We start from the raw sequence: 17,583 nt of genomic DNA, 5'->3' as shown, positions 1-17,583 counted from the left end.
TCCGCAGGCGCGGTGTTGACTCAGTGGCGATGCGGGGGGAAAGTCTCCTGGTCGCACACAAACGACTTCGGATTCTTTCCGAGACAAGCCCAGGCCCTGGCAGGCCTGGGTTTTTGTCTATTCCGCCCTAGCGGTTGGTTTTCAGAAAAGCCTCGTCTTCATTGCTCCCTGTGCTGGAGATCGGCGCACGCCAAATGGCGCCTGCACATGACGCGTTGCGCCATCTGCGAAATCGCGAGCGCATCCGCACGCCTCGCGAATACGAGGTTAATTTTCGAGTCTAATCAAGATGTCTGCGGAATTTTCCCACCCCGCCACAGGCAACGGGACGCGCCTTCACTTTTGCGCACCGAGAAATTCACTGCAAAAGGAGTAGCAAAGTCCGTTGAAGTGGCAGCATTTACCGTTGAAATGGTAGCACGGCTTAGGAAGCATTTTCGATTATTCAATTTGAGAAAATAAATGGATATTTCTGCAAAAATGAAAGCAACCGTCTCTCCATAAAGATGCATATAAGCCTATATCATCCAACGCAGAGAAATGTTGCTTCGTAACTGCTCGATTTCACATCGACGAATTACACGCACATTTCACCGTCGGGCCATTTTGGAATGGCTATATATTCCGTTTCTAGCCTCTCATTTTGCCAAAACGGGATCGCCTTAAGCAAGCCTTGGCAAGCCGGCGGCCGGCAGCTCGTCCTTGGTCAGGTACCGCTCCGACGCATAGTAAGCCTTCAGGCGAGCAGGGTCGTTCTGAGCTGGATCCATTAGCCAACGGGTGTGCCAAGTCATGAACCACAGCCAATCGGCTTGAGGCCCGAGCAGCGACGGCGCCGGAATGGGGCCGTTTTCGTGCAGGCAGATCGGCACGGTGTCGCCGACGATCGCCTTCACCGCTTGGAACATCGGGGCCAGATCGCCATGATCGTCGACGTAGATGTCGGCGCCCGCGACGTCGACCTGCTCGCGTCCCGGGTACCACGCCGGATCTACGTTCTGACCTGCCCAGCCCAGCACCCAGATCAGATTGTCGAGGCCGCGACGATGGGTGAACTCGTCGTACATCAGAGCCCAAAGCGCCTTGAAAGCCACAGGGCCATGCTTGCCCCACCAAAACCAATCGCCGCTGAACTCGTGCAACGGTCGCCACAGCACCGGGACCTGCCGATCGCGCAGGACCGCCAGCAGATCGCCTATGGTCGCTAGGTCGCGGTGAAGCGCGACGTTCTGGGGCGTACCAGGCCGGAGAGCTGCGACTAGGTCGAAGTCCTTTTTCGAATTCTCGTATCCCGTGCCAATGTCCGGCGCGCCCCAGTGCCAGCATAGCGTGACGATCCCGCCCGAACGATGCCAGGCCGTCGCCCGCTCGTTGACCGCCTTGTTGTCGCGCGGCTCGATGTAGTCGAGGCCCAGGAGGGCGGGTTGGCGGCCCGTAACGCGCTCAATGTAGTCAAGTTCGATGCGCGGCCCGGCTCGCGCCACGCCGAGCTCCTGCTGGCCCGTTAGCGTCTTGCGGCCATAGAGCCGCCAGAGGAAGTCATAGAGGGCGCGAGCTTCCGCTGATGCGTTGGGGTTGCTCAAACGGCGCGCAGGCGGACCGGCCCTGGACGCTTCTGGCAACGCCGCGATCGCCAGCCCATTGGCGAGCGCTGCTCGTCTTGAAAATCGCATCGCCCTCGCCATCCAACCTGGTCGCAGACCCTCAGCACCGCTCTGAAAACCGGTCGTAGGCATCAATCCGTCGCGTCAGAGGATCGATCTGACCACCATAGATTTCCTGCCGCAGGAATGTCAGCTCCGCTTCCTTGTCGGCGTCGGCGACATCGACATACCAACAGCGCGCTGGCACGCCGTCGTCGCCGTTCCAGCGATAGCCGCGCGCCCTGGGCCGGTCCTTCATGGCGAAGGGCGAGTTTTCGGCCCAGATCCGCCAGGTCGGGGTTCGCGCTCGCTCCAGCAGCGAGGCTAGAGCAGGCACACCACTCTTGGGCAGGTCGAGGGTCAGAAGCTCGATAGCCGCGGTGCAATCGTTCACCGCCCGGTGGCGGTCGTAGAAGAACCCGGCGCCCGCAGCCAAGTAGGCAAGCTTGACGCCCTCGTGTCCTTCCGCGATCCAATCGACCTGGCTCATCGAGCAGGCCCAGGGCTTGGTACGGAAGACCTCACTGAATCGCTCGAGGAAGCGGCGATCGAAGGAAGCGTTGTGAGCGACGACGAGGGCGGCCGGGGCGGCGACAGCCGCCACGGCGTCCAAATCGATCGCCTTGCCCGCGACCATGGCGTCGTCGATGCCGGTCAGGGCGGTGATCTCAGCGGGTATTGGGGCGGCCGGCTGGCGAAAGCCCTGAAAGGCCTCGCCAATCCCATAGATCCGTCCGTCCAACCCATAGCGAAACGGGATCATCGCTAGTTCGATGATCTCGTCACGACGCCAGTCCAGACCCGTGGTTTCGACGTCCACGAACAGGCCCGATCGAGTGACGACGCCGTCTGGGATTGTAATCGGCAACCGGGGTGCCAGGCGACGTAGCACGCGGTACTCGCCGCTAGCCCGCAGCGTCACTGCCATCGCCTCGAGGTCTAGAGCCCGCTCCGCCATAGATCCCGCATATCACCTTGGACGACCGATAAGCCAGTCAATGCCTCGCGTTCCGATGTCGCAAGCAAAGGTCGTTCCGACACTGATGTCGCTGGGGACACAGACATCCACGAACATTAAGAGTGTCCGGACGATAAGCCTTCATGGCCTCCTACACTGGGTTCCGTTGGTTGGGAGGTTCCAATGTCGACAATTCCATCAGCTTGGGCCTTCTAGGACCGCGTGCCTTCGACCGGCCACACTGTCGCTCAGCCCCGTCGAAATGACGTGCGACGACAGCTTCACCAACTCCGAGGCAGAGATCTGCCCTCGGGGGGTTAGGGGGAAGCAGCGTCCGTCGAAGAGGAAATCGAAGTGTTGGAGGGGCGACTCGCGGGTCGTGTCCACCAGCAGATTCTTATCGCTTTTGCACACCTCGTCATAAGTCGCGAGATAGCGAGCCCTCAGACCTTCCACGGGGAATTGAGGGCCTTTGAGCCCCTCACAGTCAGGGCAGCTATAGACGAGGTTGCGCCATTCATAGGCCAGCCAAGCGTAATGGTTTTTGTCGTCCCCCATGATCAACGGGACCGGCTCAGCCAACGGCCGAAAATGTCCAACCCCCGCATCAGCCGAACGACGCTCGCAGTACACGCAGGAATGATTGAAGTCAGCGGCGACCGCTTCAATCAGCTCGGGATTGTGGAAGATGTCAAAATTGATGGGCGTGCGCCGCTGCTGCCGTCGGCGCGCGTCTTGTCGCAGCCAGTCGATCAGCTCACGGTGCTCACGCGCAAGATGCAGCCGCTCAAACAGTTCTTGCGGCGCGGCACTCCTAACGATCCTTTGCACTTCCCCCCCAAGCCAATCGCACATCACCCAAATATCTTGATGAGGCTCGCTCACACCTCAAACGGCGCCTCACGCACCAGATCCGCAAGCTTCAGCATATTAAATCTGCAATTGCTCTGCGCGCCAACACAATTGAAAGCAGCGGGGAGAACGCGCCAGTTGCAGACCTTAGCGCGCCTCCAGAGAGGCGACCTTTGCCGGATCCCTGCGGATTGACGGCGGACCGGCCGCAACACTCAGCTGGGCTGCACCAAGTCGACAAACCAGCGTTCAAACCCTTCGCGTGCGCTCGACTCTTCGGCAGGGCTGGGCGTTCCCCGCAGGCGGGACCCAGTAAGGGCGTCTCCGAACGCGGACGTCGCGCGGCCGATCGGCCGCTGTCGCCTCTGCTGAGCATGAGTACCGCGACGCCAAGGCGTCCTACTACGCCCTGCGGCTGGCGGGGGAGCCGGCCAATACCGAGACCGCGACCGAGGGCTGAGCGCCCTCCTCACCGTCGGCCTTTCCACCTCGTCGCCCAGGCTTGGGGCGCGCCGCCTTCTGGGCAGGCTGGAGACGTCGAGCACGCCGATCACCGGCTGGGGCGCGTCATAGGCCTGGCCGTGGATCGCCCGGGCCGGGCCCTCCAACTGGCCACGACTTCCTCGAAGCTCAGGGTCCGGCCGGTTTGCGGATGACGCTACGTCGCACCGGGTCGGACTACTGGTAGATCAACAGCATGAGATTTGAATGCGCGACTGATCGCCTGCCCTTCACATCCCTAGTAGGCCCACTATCGGCGGGCTCTGGCCTATAGACGTATGTGGATGGGCCCGATTGTACGCTGGCGCACCTGCGGCGTTGCGAAAAAGGCCGACGCCCCAAAGTAGGGTTCGTAGTTGTCCAACACCGGATGATCGTAGGTGTTTGGATCTCCGTACGAGAACACGACCTTCTGGTCCATGTTCGGCGAGGCCCAGGTCTTCAGGAACTCCTCAGTGGCGTTGCGCCAGTGGTTACCTGAGCCATGATGGAACGCCACCAGTCCGACCATTTTGCGACCGTCCTCCTGATGGAGCCTGTAGTGGCGGATGCGGTCGAAGGGGGCGTCGCCGGGCAGAAAGATAACCCGATCGCCCCGGGTGACCGAAAAGGCCAAGCCGGTCATGTTGCAGTCTTCGCCCTCCCCCGTCGGGTCGAAGTGGTCGATCTTCTCCCACCACACCGTGTCGCCGTTCTGGGCGCGATACTGAAACACCGTGCCGACCTCGGCTTCGGGCACGCAATTGATCGTGGCGACCTTGGCCGACAACCGCACCGCCCGCGGCGAGGTCCGTTGACGCGGAACGATCCACCGTGCCTTGGTCAGCACGTCGGTGTGACGGCGTGCCGAACACCAATGATCCTCATCCCAATGGGTGAGCATGAGCGGGGCCGCCTGAAGGATGGGCAACTTCGCATTGATGGAGCCAGCTCGCGCCTTACCGGTCTTACCCTTGAAGGGACCACTCTGCAGGCCACCATAGTCGATCCGCAGTACCGGCCTTTCGTCGGCGTCCAGGATGCTGATGGCGTCGCCCTGGCCAACGTCATGCACCAGCACGGACGACAAGCCAGCGACATCGGCTAGGGGATCGGAGAAGCCCTGCAGGTCGTCCGCATCGATGACCTCGCGCTCGAGAACCTCAGCCATCTAGTAGCCCGCCAGGAGCAGCCGCGCCGCTTCGGCCTGCGCGACGACGTCGTGATCATAGTCGTAAGCGTAGACGTCCTGCTCGACCTGCTCTTCCTCAACCACCTTGCGGCAAATGATGCGCACGCGCAGCTCGTCGAGGGGCGACGGCGGCAGAGGCGTCGGCTCGGGATCGCCATCGGGATCTTCTTCCCGACCAAGATCAGCCACATGGGCCAGCGAGAATATGTCGGTGAGACGCGCCAGGCTCTCCGGATCCGGCCGCGCCAGAACGGAAAGCCACAATGCCTGGTCCCCGCCACCAAGGTCCGCATTGCCCAGCAGCGCCGGCGGATCGCCCCCCGCCGGTCGTCGCTTCAGTCCCAGCAAGTACCAACCGCCCAGCCTCATGGCTTCCAAGAGAGCCCCGCTCCAGGGCTCGCTCGGCGAAATGAAGAGATCAACGCCGCTCAGGTCTATCCGGGCGAACATTTCATTGAGCGCGGCGCGGCGCGCCTCGCGCTGCTCTCGCCCAGCGCCGATCAACGGAATGGGCGCGATCCGCGCGCGCATGGCGGCGAAATCATGCCAGTCGACAACGGAGAAGCGCAACCGGATCGCGTTCTCGTCTTGGCGAACAGGACTGCGCGGCGGGACCAGCGCACCACTGGGGCCGGTCATGAACGCCGACAGCGCCTCGTCTTGAGCCTCCAGAAAACCATAGAACCGCAGGCCTCGCGGCGTGCGCGGGCGGCGCGACAGAAAGGTTGGCCCCATCACGACGCTCATGATCGCGTCTTGCGCCTTCTGGCCTCGAGCCATCGGGCCACAAGACGGATCAGCTGGACGCTCGTCGCCGCCGCGATCAGCAGCATGAAGGCCTCGGTCAGCAGGAAGGCGGCGGCGACATCGTCGGGCCGGCAGGCTTGCCCCGGCGGGCATCGCAAGAAGCGGCCGCCGATCTCCACGCTACGGGCAAGGAACACCACGGCCGTCAGCCAAGCTCCGATGACGAGCGGTGACGCCTTCGTCAGGATCGCCGAGCGCAGCTGCCGTCGCTGTGGCAACTGAGTGGCCGGGTCGCCGCTGACGTCCAGCGCCAGGGCCGCGTCGATGGCGCCGTTCCAGACACCGAACAGGACGGCGACGACCGCCAGCAACATACTGGACGCGGCGATGGCGTTGGAGATGTCGGTCATTTCTTCTGCTTGGCCTCCTGAGCACCGAAAGCCTTGCACAGCTCGCGATAGGCGTCGGCCGCAACGCCGTAATTGGCTGTGGTACCCTTGATCAGGGCGACCTTTCTCAGGCCGCCATCGATCGACGCCAACCGCACATTGAGGTGGTCGGCCAAGTTGGCCGTCACGCCGGCGATCTCGAAGAGATTGCTGGCGTCGCTCCAGCGGGCGCGCGCCAAGGCGCTTTTCGCCGAAGCGTCGGCGGCCGCCTTAAGCTGATAACGATACTTGGAAAGCGTCGATCGGATCAGGGAGCGGCTGCTGGTCAGGGTGGTCTGGAACAGCCGCGAGACCTCGACCTCGCTGGGAATGGTCTTGTCGAAGGCGTGCTCGATCAGCAGCGCCAGGCGATGCTCCAGGATGTCCTGGCCCCGCCCCGACGCGCGTCGGCCAAGATAGGCCTCGACATACTCGCCTAAGGCAGCCCGCGCGTGGCCCGGCAACTTGGCTTCCACCTGTGCCACCTCGCAGTCCAAGGCCGACGCCAGCAGCGCGATTTCGTCAGGCGAAAGATCGATGTCGAACGTGATTTTCATGGCGGGCTCCGGCGCGACCTTCACCATGGCCAAACTCGCCAGAGGGCACAACCATCACGAAACCTCTCCTGCGTCCTTCGCGACCAGGATGTTTCGCGGCGCCGCCGCCCTTGGGGCCGCGGCGCTAAATCGCCAGCACTACTAGGCCCCTATTTCCTGGGCGATGCCAGCATCACCGAAGTCAGGGGATGGAAGCCACTGACGCATTTCATAAGAGAGCCCCCGCGGGTCATCGCCATCGTGCAGCTTGCGGGCAGGACGGCAGGCACCAGAGGGATGTCGGCGTTTGGATTGAGAAAGAGGGTCACCCCTTCGGCCCAAGTCTCCTGTGGCGCGGCCGGATCACCTACCTCGAACCCGTAGCGCCGAGGTTGGCAAGGATTGTCGCTGAGCTCGACCAGACAGTGGCCTTTACGAACCGCCCGCACCCTGGTGCGGAAAATATCGGGCGAAGACAGTCGCCAGAACTTCGAGACGGTGAAGCCGTTGCAGTAAGCGATGGCACTGATCGGCCGCGCGTCGTCGCGGCTGAAGAACCCTGCGTTCTCATCGCCGTCGCCAAAGAGGCAGGGTGCCAGGGACTCATCGATATAGAAATTGGCCCCGGCCTCGAACGCCGGCTGCGTCATAAGCACAATGGCCTTTCCGGCGACGTGAGCCTCCTGGTGATAGCCGCGGCGAACCTTTTTCTTCAGCGCGGTGTTCATCCGTCGCGGAAATTCTCTGGCGACCTTCTCCATCATGCGCTCGAGCGGCAGATCTTCGATCAGTGTCCCGCCGATATTCCGACTTGCGCTGTCTGGCGGATTTGCGGTGACCACCTCGACGGCGATTTCCACGCCGTCCTTGGCCACCATGAAGTCCGGGGCGTCGTAGGTCCGGTCCGCGACGAAGCCGGCCGCCTCCAGATAGCTAAAGCACGCAATCTCGAACAGACGCGCATGAAAGGCGGCTCCTTGGAAGTAAGCAGCGAACTGGCCGTTGGGATCGCCCATCCGCGCGAACGCCGCGTTGATGTCGCTTCGGGCGAGGTCATGCACAGGCGAGCGCAGCAGGGAGACGTAGAGAGGATCCAGCCGGTCTTCGGGCAGGACCGGATCGAAGAGATCGATCATCTGGTTCTTCTGACGCCCCACCTGCGCGGCGCCTATCGCTGATAGCCAAGATAGCGGGCGATGTCGGCGAAGGCCTCGCACAGGCGTCGGCCGTTCTCGTCGTCCAGGATCACCGTCCGATCGTTGATCGTCAGATAGAGCTGCGGGATGCCATCGTAAAAACTCGAAGTCCCCGCCTCGATCGCGACGGCTTCGCCAGCGCCGCCTTTGTCCTGAAAGACGTGGTCCAGATACATGGTAGTGGCCATGGGCTTTCCTCGTTCGAGCCTCAAAGCCTGAGCGTGCCAGAACCTGCGCCACCCGCCAAAGCTAAGATGGTCAGGGCGACGCGGCGCCAGTTGCTGACATTGGTGCGCCTCCAGGAAAGCGACCTTCGCGGGGGGGGGGGGGGGGCGCGTCGAGCACACGCCCCGCACCAGACTGGTGACACCGTGCAGGTCGATCTGCTCGGAAATCTCCAGCGCGTCATCGACCTCGATGCCAAGGTAGCGCGACCAAGACATGAAGCTCACGGCTGAGTTCAGGCCAGGACTCGAAATCCATATGATTTTCGGGCGCTGGCCCCGACCGTCGCCGGCAACTGATTTGCCGCGAACGCGCCTATTTGCGTCAACGATCGAGTTTGCCGCCTCAAAGTGAAATTTTCAGACGCGCCGCCGCTAGTTGCATTTCATCGTTCATCGAACAATAGTTTTCTAAACTATGCCTGAACACCGTTGTGGTCAGCGCAGGCGCGTACGGTCAGACCGGGAGGGGGCTGAGATGAGACTATCAAGGGCTTTAGCCAGCTTTGTTATGTTGGGTGTCGTTCTGTTTGGGGTCCGCGCACTTGCTCAGGCGCCAGCGGCTCCTGCAGCCGCGCCGGCGGCGGCCGCCGCCACGAAGGTAGATCCTTGCCCCATTCCCTATGTGGTAGGCGAAGCGGTTAAGGGCGGAGAGCTCGAGGCGCGGTTTGGCGCCGGCGCCTTCAAGAAACTCGCCGCCGCAGGAGATATCCAAGCGCGGGGCGGTTTGGAGGTGGTTCGTACAGCCTATGCGGGGATGACGAGCCAAGCCATGGAAGCGGTGCTCGCTGCCTATGCCTGCCGGATCAAGGCCTATGTCGCCAAGACCCAACCTGCTGACGCCGCCGCCAAGTCGGCAGCTGTCGACAAGGCTCTGTCGGACCTGAGCTTCGAATTGGGCATGATCCAAAGCGCAGCCTCAGACGGCGCAGCGGCTCTGGGCGTGGTCAAGGACGGCTACATGGACAAGGACGAGCGTCGGCCGGGCGCGCCCGTTCTCGATGCTGCGGTCACGATGGCGGCTCTTGCAGACGTGGACCCCAACAAGCTCTTCATTAGCCAGAGCAATTTGACGCTATGGGCCGGGCTCAACATAGGATCTGCCGTCGGCGTCGAAGGCTGCGGCGGGGTCGTTCATGCGGCAATTTCCGACGGCGGCTCGTCGCTACAGGTGTCTTTGTCGAAGGCCAAATCGATCCTGATTAACTATCTGGACCCCAACACGCCGCCGAACGTAGCGCTCGGGGCGCTCTTTCTGTCTGGCGCGGCTTTGCCGATCAAAAAATCCACGGGAGACACCGTGTCGTTCAAGGACTGCACCAAGAACGTTGCGGCCAAGGTCACCACCACCGCCACCGCTGTGGCCTCCTCGGCACCCAATACGCCACCTGTCGCCGACCCAGTTAAGACCGCCGAACAAGCCAAGAACAACTAGGTTCGAACGACGCGGGGGCGACAGATGAGAAAGCTTGGCCTGTTGGTTGGCGTGGCCTTGGTGCTCGCCGGATGTTGCACGAACAAAGGGGCCGTGGTTGACGATCCCGAGGTGGCGGCGCGCTGCCCGCCGGTACGCGATCTACTGTCGAAGAACTATCATCGAGACGCCCACGCCGATTTGGCCATTTTCGATCTGGGCGGCGCGCATAGCCGCACCGGTGCGATCTTGACCGGTGCCGAAGCCGATCGCGTCTATCAGATGGACGGGCTTTGTCGCGCCTGGGTGCGAAAGGACCTGTCGGGCAAAGACTACGCCAAGATGCTGTTGCAGATCGCCTCGGCAACCCTCGTGCAGACCAGTTCGCCAGAAGACCGCGGCGCGGCGGTCGAGGCCATGATCGAGGCGTTCAAAAAACTCAAGGAAGATGGGCTGTTGCCCGCGGAGTTCGATCCGGGCGCGCTCAAAGGACGCGTTGCGGCCGATGGTCAGCTCACCCAGGCTCAATTGGACGCGTCACTGAAAGTCGCGTTAGCGAGTCTGCCGCCGGCCGCGACCTTTTACATCGACCTTGGAACGCTTCAGCAAGGTGCCATCTTGAGCCGGTTGGAGAGCGTCGACAGCCGCCTCGCGCGGCTCGAGGTCGCCAAGCCCACTGATCAGCCGCCGCCCCCCCGTCTTACGCACAATCTCGAGATCTACTTCAGCACAGCGAGCGCGGAGCTGACCTACGATGCACAGGTTAGGCTGCGCGAGGCGGCCAAGGCTTGGGTGTCGTCGGGTTCGATCGTGACGATCTCTGGCTACTCGGACCCTCGTGGTGACGAGGCCCGCAACCGGCGGCTGAGCATGGCGCGGGCGGCAGCGGTTGCGGATACGTTGGAAAAACTTGGCGTTAAGGTCGATGACGTTCGCGGGGAAGGAGTTGGTTCCGGCGCGGACGACGACTTGCTGCGCGTGGTGCGCGTCAAGCGCCGCTGACTGCCGCTCGATCATTCCATGGATCAATCGGACCGCAGCGCCTGCATTAGCAGGTGCCTAGGTCGATCACGCCGTCAGCTACGATCGGTATCATTCCGTTCGCGGTGTGCGACCGCTGGGTTGACAATTCTTCTAGGGCTTGAGGGCGTAGCGCCGTTCACGGTCATGGAAGGCGGACTCGCCCCCTTCGAGGATTCGGCAAACCTTGGCGCGGATCCCGTCTACGGGACGATTGTCCTCAAGCGGGCCGGCCGCGTAGCTGATGGCCGGCAAGCCGTTGGCCTGCCGCCCGCAGGTGGCGACTACCACCTGCTCGGCGTCGGTATTCACAACCAGGTTCGGATTGTGGGTGATTAGAATGATCTGGCGGCGACGTTTCGCGGTCCGGAAGTAGTGGACCAGCAGATCGTAGATGGACTCGCTGTCGAGGTTCTCTTCCGGCTGGTCGATGATCAACGGCCGGCTGTCGTCAGTATCCATCCCCAGGTAGAGGATCAGCAGCACGATCCCCTTCGTGCCAGGCGATAGCTTCTCGAGATCAGTCGCATTATAGCGCAGGCCGTAGGTGAGCTTGATGTGCTCGGGCGAGAACAGCCAATCGAGCGCATCGGTGGTGCTGGCACCTTTGCGCAGCGCCGCTGACTGTGCCTGGAAGGCGGCGTTGAAGGGTTCGACGAACTTCTCCATGGCTTCGGCGATCCGTTGCGGATCACCCGAACGCCAGGCCGGCCCCAAGGTGTCCCTGATGGCCGTTGCTAGGTCTCCCACCGGCGTTCCGGTGCGACCGTCGAACAGGGCGTCACCGGTCGCGATCCAGGCGGCCGAATCGACGTCCCATCGGATGTAGAATTCGAGACTCTGCTCCTGCTTGCGACTGGTCTGCAGCCGCTGTCGGATCGGCCCGTAGAGCTGCTCCAGGATGTCCTGTTCCTGACGCAGGTTTTCGAAGTAGGCCTTGTAGGTCTCCATGCGCTCGGCCGGGAGCGCCCGCCGCCGCTCTTTTTCTGGTCCCTCGATCCGGGCTATTTCTTCGCCCAACCGGGCGATTTCGACATCGATGGCGGCGAGCCGCTTTTGAAAGCCGTCGATCCGTTCGCGCAATGCGCGGTCGGCGGTCAGTTGGCCGTTGAGCCCGGCGATTTCGGCCTCGACGCCGGCGATGGTGTCAGCGCCGGGCGCTTCGGGGGTGCCCTGGCGTGCACGGATCGATTCATTGATGCCGCGCTCCACGACCGCGAGCGGGCGCTCCGTATCGCCGCCGAACCTCGGTTCGAATAGCTGACGCGCCGTCTCGTCGAGTCCGAGTTCCACGAGCTTGGGCGTAATGGTATTGTAGAACTGCCGCATCTCGCGAGCAAAGCCCGCCATCTCGGCGCGTATATCACCGATCTTCACCAGTCGCTGCTTGTCGCTAGCGGTCGCCGCCTGCAGCGCGGAGAGCTTGGTGCGTGCCTCGGCCATCGCCGCCTGCACCTTAGCGTCCTCGGCATTGATTGCCGGCGGCATCTGCCCTTTTAGGCTGACAGACTCCGCCTGCAGGGTGGCGACGCGGCCTTTGAGTTCGCCGAGCTTAGCCGCCTTGGCGCGCAGTTGGTCGCCGTCGCGGATCAACTGCTGAAGGCGCGTCACGATCCGATCGCGATCGGCGCGCAGCGCGCTTGTCTTAATGGAGCGGAGCTCGCCGAAGTCGGTGGCGTTCAAGGTCTCCGTGGGGTCGAGGGCGGCGAAGACAACCGCCTCCACTTCACGGACCAGATCGGCACCGACATGGTCCTCGGCACACAGGCGCTCGACGAACCGCTGCGAAAGATAGCGAACGGAATTGCCCTTGAAAGGCCCGTCGCCCAGCCGATGGGTCGTCGTCTTGCCATCCTCCCACGTGAGCGTGATGTTTACGGCGTCAAGGTGGCGCTCGACCTTGCTGAGGAACGAAGCGTCCTTGGCCGGCGCGGAACTGCCCGCGGCGGCGCTGATGAGCTCCGCGAGGGCCGATTTTCCCGAACCCTTCTGCCCAATCACCGCGACAATGCCGGGATTGAGCGGCAGGGTTTGCGATCCGAACCAGCCGCTAGGATCGGCGATCGTGACGCTGTCGATGACCCGGCTATGATCATGCATGTCAGGCGGCGCCGCGCCGATATAAACGCGGTCGCTGGGTTCGAAGATGACTTGGCGAAGGCCTTCGAATGTCGGATCAGCCTTGATCCAGCAGAAACGATCGTGGTCGGGCTTGAACAGCCTGGCGAGTTCGTGCGCGTCCGATCCGTGGACACATGGCTTGATACCGCCAACCTTTTTCAGCTCCGCCTCGGCGCTCTTGTCGAGGCCGAGGTAGAAGTCCCGGTCCTTCGGATTGCCGGAAAAGATCATCCTCGAAAAGCGGATGATCTCCTCGCGCACCGCTCCGAATCCGTCGGTCAGTGGCAGGCCGCTGACGCCGTCCGCCCCGCTGTTGGCGACGGCGACCAGGCTATTGTGGGCGAGCCAATGCTCGTTGCGATACCATTCCTCGATTGCTTGGAAGGGGATCTTGAACTGCCCGATCCCGTGACGCAGCGCGGCTCCGTCGTCCGTGATCGACGTATCGTGCGCGCGGCCGAGCGCCATAAGGTCGTCGGGGATGCAGGCGAACGGCCGCCGATTGTAGGTGAAGGATAGCCGCCCCAGGGCTTCGAGGATATGCCGCTCATGATCGGGGTCCGTAGGATCGATGAGAATATGGAGGTTGATCGCCTTGCCCTTGGTCGTCTCCGGCGTCGCACGAAACTCGATGTTGGGGATTAGCAGGGCGATGTTGGCGAGGCGGCCCGACGCCTTTTCGCGCCGCATTCGCGAGTAGTTCGTGATCGACATATAGTCGGTCACGCCCATGACGATAACGTCGTCTTGGCTTTCGATCGCCGTCAGGTAGCCGTCCCAATCGCCTTTAAAGCGATCTGCCATGGCGGTGCCTGGCGTGTGGACATGCAAATCCCAACGCCGCCACTCCGATCCCCGCTCCAGCACCTGCCACCCCCATATCGCCTTTTGCGATAACTTGGTTCAACCTGCGGCTTTGAGCCAGGGGTCAAATGAAGACAGGCTGGGGATCAGCCGGGCGGCGCCAGGCCGAAGACCCGCGTCACCGGGTGGATCGGTTCGATACGACCCGTCGCGGGGTTAAAGGCTAAGAGCACTGTGCCGCCATAGGCCGGCGCGCGCGCCAGGACATCGCGCTGAGCGGAATCGAGCCCCCATAGGCGGCTTCGAGAAAGTCGCCGAACGCGTCCATGGCGCGCTCGGCGTCTGGGTCGCCAGCCTCGCCGTTGGGAGCCAAAAACTTAAACCGTCGTCCCGCTGGATCCTCGAAATAGATCGAGTAAAACAGGGAATAGGGTTGGTCCTCGGACGCCTTGCCCGGGCTGCCGACGACGGTCACCTGGGCCACCGAGAAGCGGTCGCGCGGGCCTTTAATTCCAGCCTTCAAGGCGGAGTAGTGGTCTTTGCCCATCTCGCCGAGGAGCCCGCTGAAGTAGCCTTGGGCGATGAAAAGCATCACGCCTGTGGGGATCAGCCATTCCATGCCCGCGAACGGCCCATTCGGCTCGCGGCTTTCCAGCACCAGATCCAAGCCGGCTACCGAGACGTTCTCGACGAAGTCGTCGAAAACGGCCGCTGGCACGTCCTCACTGTAAATCAGGCCAAGGTGCGGGATCGGCGGCGACATGGGTTTAGGCTCCTTGCAAGGCCGGGACGCGGGCGTCTCCGCCCGCTGGCGGCGAAGTTTAAGAGAGTGAATGCACCAACCGGACGCCTTTGGGCGCTCGATACCGTCCAAATCAGACCCAAGCTTGCCTCGTGAAACTTGGCTTGGCTAAGCAAACCTTCCCAAGGTCAGCGATGAGTCCGGTTCGGGCCAGCGCAGGCGGCGGTGCCGCCTACACCGAAAGCGGACTCTCCCAAGGTCAGAGAAAGTCAGAATACGACGCAGGCTCAACGCCATTTGCGACCGCGTCGCATTATTGACAGCCTTAAGTTGGAAATGGGCCAGTTCTAAGTTGGCCCGACAAAAACTTGGCGGCCCGGAAGGGACTCGAACCCCTGACCTTCGCTTTAGGAAAGCGCTGCTCTATCCTGCTGAGCTACCGGGCCGCGTTGCGCGCGCCAGGGTCCATAGCGCAAGTTTCCGGGCGTGCGAACCCCGGGAGCGATAAAGCCCCGCGGAGGGGGACGAGACGGCTTTGCCGCGCCCGCTGAGACCCAGGGGTGTTGGTCGAGAGGAGGGCCCGGCCTGGTCGGGGCCGGCCGGTCATGAACGAGCGCCGGCCCCTGATCACCTTCACCGGCGACGGCGTGGCCACGCTGGTGGCGGCCACGCCGGGAGGGCGCGCCGGGTCGCGGCCGATTGTCGCGGGAGTTGAACCAGGGCCCCGACGCCTCGCGCCTTGAAGTCATTGAAGATCTTCCCGCCGACGGAGCGTCGCGAGCCTCGCGCACAGCCGCGCTCGACGAGCATTAAGCCTATGCTCCACCTTGCCGCGACCCTCGCGGGTGCTAGGGTCGCATGGGGACATGCGCATGCGGGGCAGCCAAGAGTGCTAAACGTCGCGAACGCCGAGCGTTCGGAGCAGGCGGACCACGCCGCCCTGATCACGCTGGTCGAGACGATCGAGGCGTTGTCGGCGACGCGCACGGTCGAGGACGTCGCGGCGGTCGTCCGCTCGGCCGCGCGGCGGATGTCCGGCGCCGACGGCGTCTGCTTCGTCCTGCGCGACGGCGACCAGTGCTGGTACCTGGACGAGGACGCCATCGGTCCGATGTGGAAGGGCCAGCGCTTCCCGATGACCGCCTGCATCTCCGGCTGGGCCATGTTGCACGGCCAGACGGTGGTGATCCCCGACATCTACGCCGACGACCGCATCCCCCACGACGCCTACCGCCCGACCTTCGTCAAGAGCCTGGTGATGACGCCGGTGCGGCCCCAGGACCCGATCGCCGCGATCGGGGCCTATTGGGCGGTAGGCCAGACCCCGTCGCCGGACACGGTGATCCGGCTGGAGGCCATGGCCCGCGCCACGGCGGCGGCCATCGAAAACGCCAGGCTCTACGCCTCGCTGAACGAGGCGCTGGAGCGGCGCACCTTCCTGCTGCGCGAGCTGGACCATCGGGTGAAGAACACCCTGGCCTCGGTGCAGTCGATCGCCCGCCAGACCCTGCGCGCCGCCCCCTCGCCCGCCGATTTCACCGACTCGTTCGAGTCGCGGCTGATGGGCCTGTCGCGAGCCCACGAGCTGCTGACCCGCCAGGCCTGGGGCCGCACCGACCTGCGCGACGTGCTGGAGACGGCGCTGCAGCCGTTCGGCGGCCTGGCCGACCCGCGCTTCACCGCCCGCGGCCCGGCCATCGCCCTGACCCCCGAGACGGCGGTGGCGCTGCACATGACCCTGCACGAGCTGATGGTCAACGCCGCCAAGCACGGGGCGCTGACGGCCGCCAGCGGCCAGGTCACGGTGGTCTGGCGGATCGAGGACGTCGACGGCGTCCCCAGCCTGGCCCTCGACTGGGTCGAGCGCGGCGGGCCGCCGGTCTTCGTGCCCAAGCGCCAGGGCTTCGGCACCAAGCTGCTGGAACGCGGCGTCGCCCGCGACCTGGGCGGCGAGGCCAAGCTGACCTACCAACCCAAGGGTCTCAGCTACGCCCTGCGCGCGCCGCTGTCGAACCGGATCGCCGCGAGCGCGACGTCGAGGGTGCCGGCATGACCCAAGCCCAGACCGCGCCCCAAAACGCGCCCCGCATCATGATCGTCGAGGACGAGGCCCTGGTGGCCCTGATGGTCGAGGACCTGCTGACCGACTTCGGCTGCCAGATCTCCGGCTCATTCGGGGCGGTCGACGAGGCCCTGGACTATCTGGAGAACGCGGGCGCGCCGCCGCCGGCCCTGGATGGCGCGGTGCTGGACGTCAATGTCGGCGGCACCATGGTCTTTCCAGTCGCCGAGCGCCTGCGGGACGCCGGCATCCCGTTCGTGTTCGCCACCGGCTACGGCGCGCTTCCGCGCAAGGGCTTCGAGGACGTCGTGGTCCTGAACAAGCCGATCGATCCGATCCTGCTGGAGGACGCGGTCAAGCGGTTCCGCAGGGCGGCGTGAGCCGCGCCCCGTCCCCCCGGGTTCCATCGACGCGACAACTGAAGCACCATGGGTCGTTTCGAGCCGCGGCAGATCGACGACCATGGTCCAAAAGCACACGAGCCGGCGATCCTCGCATCCTTGGATCGACACGGTCTGGCAGACGGTCTGCCTCAGCGACGGGCTGTATTCGGCGACGCCGGACGGCTCGTGGGACCTGATCCGCAGCATCGCGCCGGACGGCCAGTCCCTGGTGTTCCTGAGCGGCCAGGCCACCGAGCCGGTGGAGGTGCCGTACCGGGACGGCGAGAGCTCGGTCGTGATCTCGTTCGCCGCCCATGTCTATCTCCCGCGGGACAAGGCGCCCCGGGTCGGCCCCGAGATCCGGATGCTGCCGGTGCGGGACGCGACCTTCCAACTGGACGGCGTGGACCTGCCGTTGCCGACCTTCGAGAACGTCGAGCCGCTGGTCGACACGATGATCGCGGCCGGGCTGCTGGCCTCCAACGACCTGGTGGCCAGGGCTTTCGGCGAGACCCCGAAAGCCGCCTCGCCGCGCTCGGTGCAGCAACATTTCAAGCAGACCACCGGGATCACTCAGAAGAGCTTTCAGATGATCCGCCGCGCGCAGGAAGCCGTGCGGCGGCTGAAGGCCGGCGAAGCCCCGGCGGGCGTGGCGGTCGACCTGGGCTATGCGGACCAGCCGCACATGATCAAGTCGATCAAGAAGATCATGGGCGCCCTGCCCTCGAATCTCGAGACCGTTCACAAGATCTGACCGCCGGGCGAGGGGATGAACCAGACC

At 63.7% G+C, this 17,583-nt stretch carries 16 protein-coding genes and 1 tRNA gene; 5 read left to right on the top strand and 12 right to left on the bottom strand.

What is annotated here, in order from left to right; all coding sequences use genetic code 11:
- Window positions 1-662: 662 nt before the first annotated feature.
- The 9 genes from BM066_RS07450 to BM066_RS25900 form a co-directional block, all read right to left on the bottom strand.
- Window positions 663-1,583: a glycosyl hydrolase gene (locus tag BM066_RS07450; RefSeq protein ID WP_018062463.1), complete on the bottom strand. Its 921-nt coding sequence runs from the start codon at window positions 1,581-1,583 to the stop codon at window positions 663-665.
- Between the two features lie 121 nt (window positions 1,584-1,704).
- On the bottom strand, window positions 1,705-2,601 hold the full coding sequence (locus BM066_RS07445) for a 3'-5' exonuclease (RefSeq protein ID WP_026176631.1): 897 nt from the start codon (window positions 2,599-2,601) through the stop codon (window positions 1,705-1,707).
- 198 nt (window positions 2,602-2,799) lie between these two features.
- Window positions 2,800-3,486 carry an HNH endonuclease family protein gene (locus BM066_RS07440; RefSeq protein ID WP_143093681.1) on the bottom strand — a complete coding sequence of 229 codons (687 nt, stop codon included), beginning with the start codon at window positions 3,484-3,486 and terminating at the stop codon, window positions 2,800-2,802.
- Between the two features lie 736 nt (window positions 3,487-4,222).
- Entirely contained in the window at window positions 4,223-5,104 is an 882-nt protein-coding gene (locus BM066_RS07435) for a ComEC/Rec2 family competence protein (protein ID WP_018062466.1), read from the bottom strand.
- Complete coding sequence (locus BM066_RS07430) at window positions 5,105-5,872, bottom strand: hypothetical protein (RefSeq protein ID WP_018062467.1); 768 nt, start codon at window positions 5,870-5,872, stop codon at window positions 5,105-5,107.
- Window positions 5,869-6,282, bottom strand: coding sequence for a hypothetical protein (locus tag BM066_RS07425; protein ID WP_018062468.1), 414 nt, complete (start codon window positions 6,280-6,282; stop codon window positions 5,869-5,871). Before BM066_RS07425 ends, BM066_RS07430 begins: the two co-directional genes overlap by 4 nt.
- Complete coding sequence (locus tag BM066_RS07420) at window positions 6,279-6,884, bottom strand: hypothetical protein (protein ID WP_018062469.1); 606 nt, start codon at window positions 6,882-6,884, stop codon at window positions 6,279-6,281. The genes BM066_RS07425 and BM066_RS07420 overlap by 4 nt, the downstream gene beginning before the upstream one ends.
- A gap of 122 nt (window positions 6,885-7,006) precedes the next feature.
- Window positions 7,007-7,972 carry a hypothetical protein gene (locus BM066_RS07415; protein WP_026176633.1) on the bottom strand — a complete coding sequence of 322 codons (966 nt, stop codon included), beginning with the start codon at window positions 7,970-7,972 and terminating at the stop codon, window positions 7,007-7,009.
- A gap of 32 nt (window positions 7,973-8,004) precedes the next feature.
- Window positions 8,005-8,484, bottom strand: a complete 480-nt coding sequence (locus BM066_RS25900) for a hypothetical protein (RefSeq protein WP_143093680.1) — start codon at window positions 8,482-8,484, stop codon at window positions 8,005-8,007.
- Between the two features lie 250 nt (window positions 8,485-8,734).
- On the opposite strand from BM066_RS25900, the gene BM066_RS07405 reads away from it, so the two are divergent.
- Together BM066_RS07405 and BM066_RS07400 are read left to right on the top strand one after the other, a co-directional pair.
- Window positions 8,735-9,691: a hypothetical protein gene (locus tag BM066_RS07405; RefSeq protein WP_143093679.1), complete on the top strand. Its 957-nt coding sequence runs from the start codon at window positions 8,735-8,737 to the stop codon at window positions 9,689-9,691.
- A 24-nt stretch (window positions 9,692-9,715) separates the two neighbouring features.
- Window positions 9,716-10,672: an OmpA family protein gene (locus BM066_RS07400; RefSeq protein WP_018061208.1), complete on the top strand. Its 957-nt coding sequence runs from the start codon at window positions 9,716-9,718 to the stop codon at window positions 10,670-10,672.
- Between the two features lie 132 nt (window positions 10,673-10,804).
- Here the strand turns inward: BM066_RS07400 and BM066_RS07395 are convergent, their stop codons facing one another.
- The 3 genes from BM066_RS07395 to BM066_RS07385 form a co-directional block, all read right to left on the bottom strand.
- Entirely contained in the window at window positions 10,805-13,678 is a 2,874-nt protein-coding gene (locus BM066_RS07395) for a TrlF family AAA-like ATPase (RefSeq protein WP_369823232.1), read from the bottom strand.
- 160 nt (window positions 13,679-13,838) lie between these two features.
- Window positions 13,839-14,378 (bottom strand): hypothetical protein, encoded by a 540-nt coding sequence (locus BM066_RS07390; RefSeq protein ID WP_018062330.1) that lies wholly within the window; start codon window positions 14,376-14,378, stop codon window positions 13,839-13,841.
- A 348-nt stretch (window positions 14,379-14,726) separates the two neighbouring features.
- A tRNA-Arg gene (locus BM066_RS07385) sits at window positions 14,727-14,803 on the bottom strand.
- A 443-nt stretch (window positions 14,804-15,246) separates the two neighbouring features.
- Between BM066_RS07385 and BM066_RS07380 the strand changes: the two genes are divergently transcribed.
- From BM066_RS07380 to BM066_RS07370, 3 genes are all read left to right on the top strand, one after another.
- The gene (locus tag BM066_RS07380; protein ID WP_018062331.1) at window positions 15,247-16,410 is read left to right on the top strand and encodes a sensor histidine kinase; all 1,164 of its coding nucleotides are present in this window, start codon (window positions 15,247-15,249) and stop codon (window positions 16,408-16,410) included.
- Window positions 16,407-16,799, top strand: a complete 393-nt coding sequence (locus BM066_RS07375; protein ID WP_018062332.1) for a response regulator — start codon at window positions 16,407-16,409, stop codon at window positions 16,797-16,799. Before BM066_RS07380 ends, BM066_RS07375 begins: the two co-directional genes overlap by 4 nt.
- A gap of 82 nt (window positions 16,800-16,881) precedes the next feature.
- On the top strand, window positions 16,882-17,556 hold the full coding sequence (locus BM066_RS07370; RefSeq protein WP_018062333.1) for a helix-turn-helix domain-containing protein: 675 nt from the start codon (window positions 16,882-16,884) through the stop codon (window positions 17,554-17,556).
- Window positions 17,557-17,583 lie beyond the last annotated feature (27 nt).

The sequence above is a fragment of the Caulobacter sp. UNC279MFTsu5.1 genome (assembly GCF_900114015.1).
Classification (GTDB): Bacteria; Pseudomonadota; Alphaproteobacteria; order Caulobacterales; family Caulobacteraceae; genus Caulobacter.
This window is presented reverse-complemented; position numbering and strand designations above follow the sequence as displayed.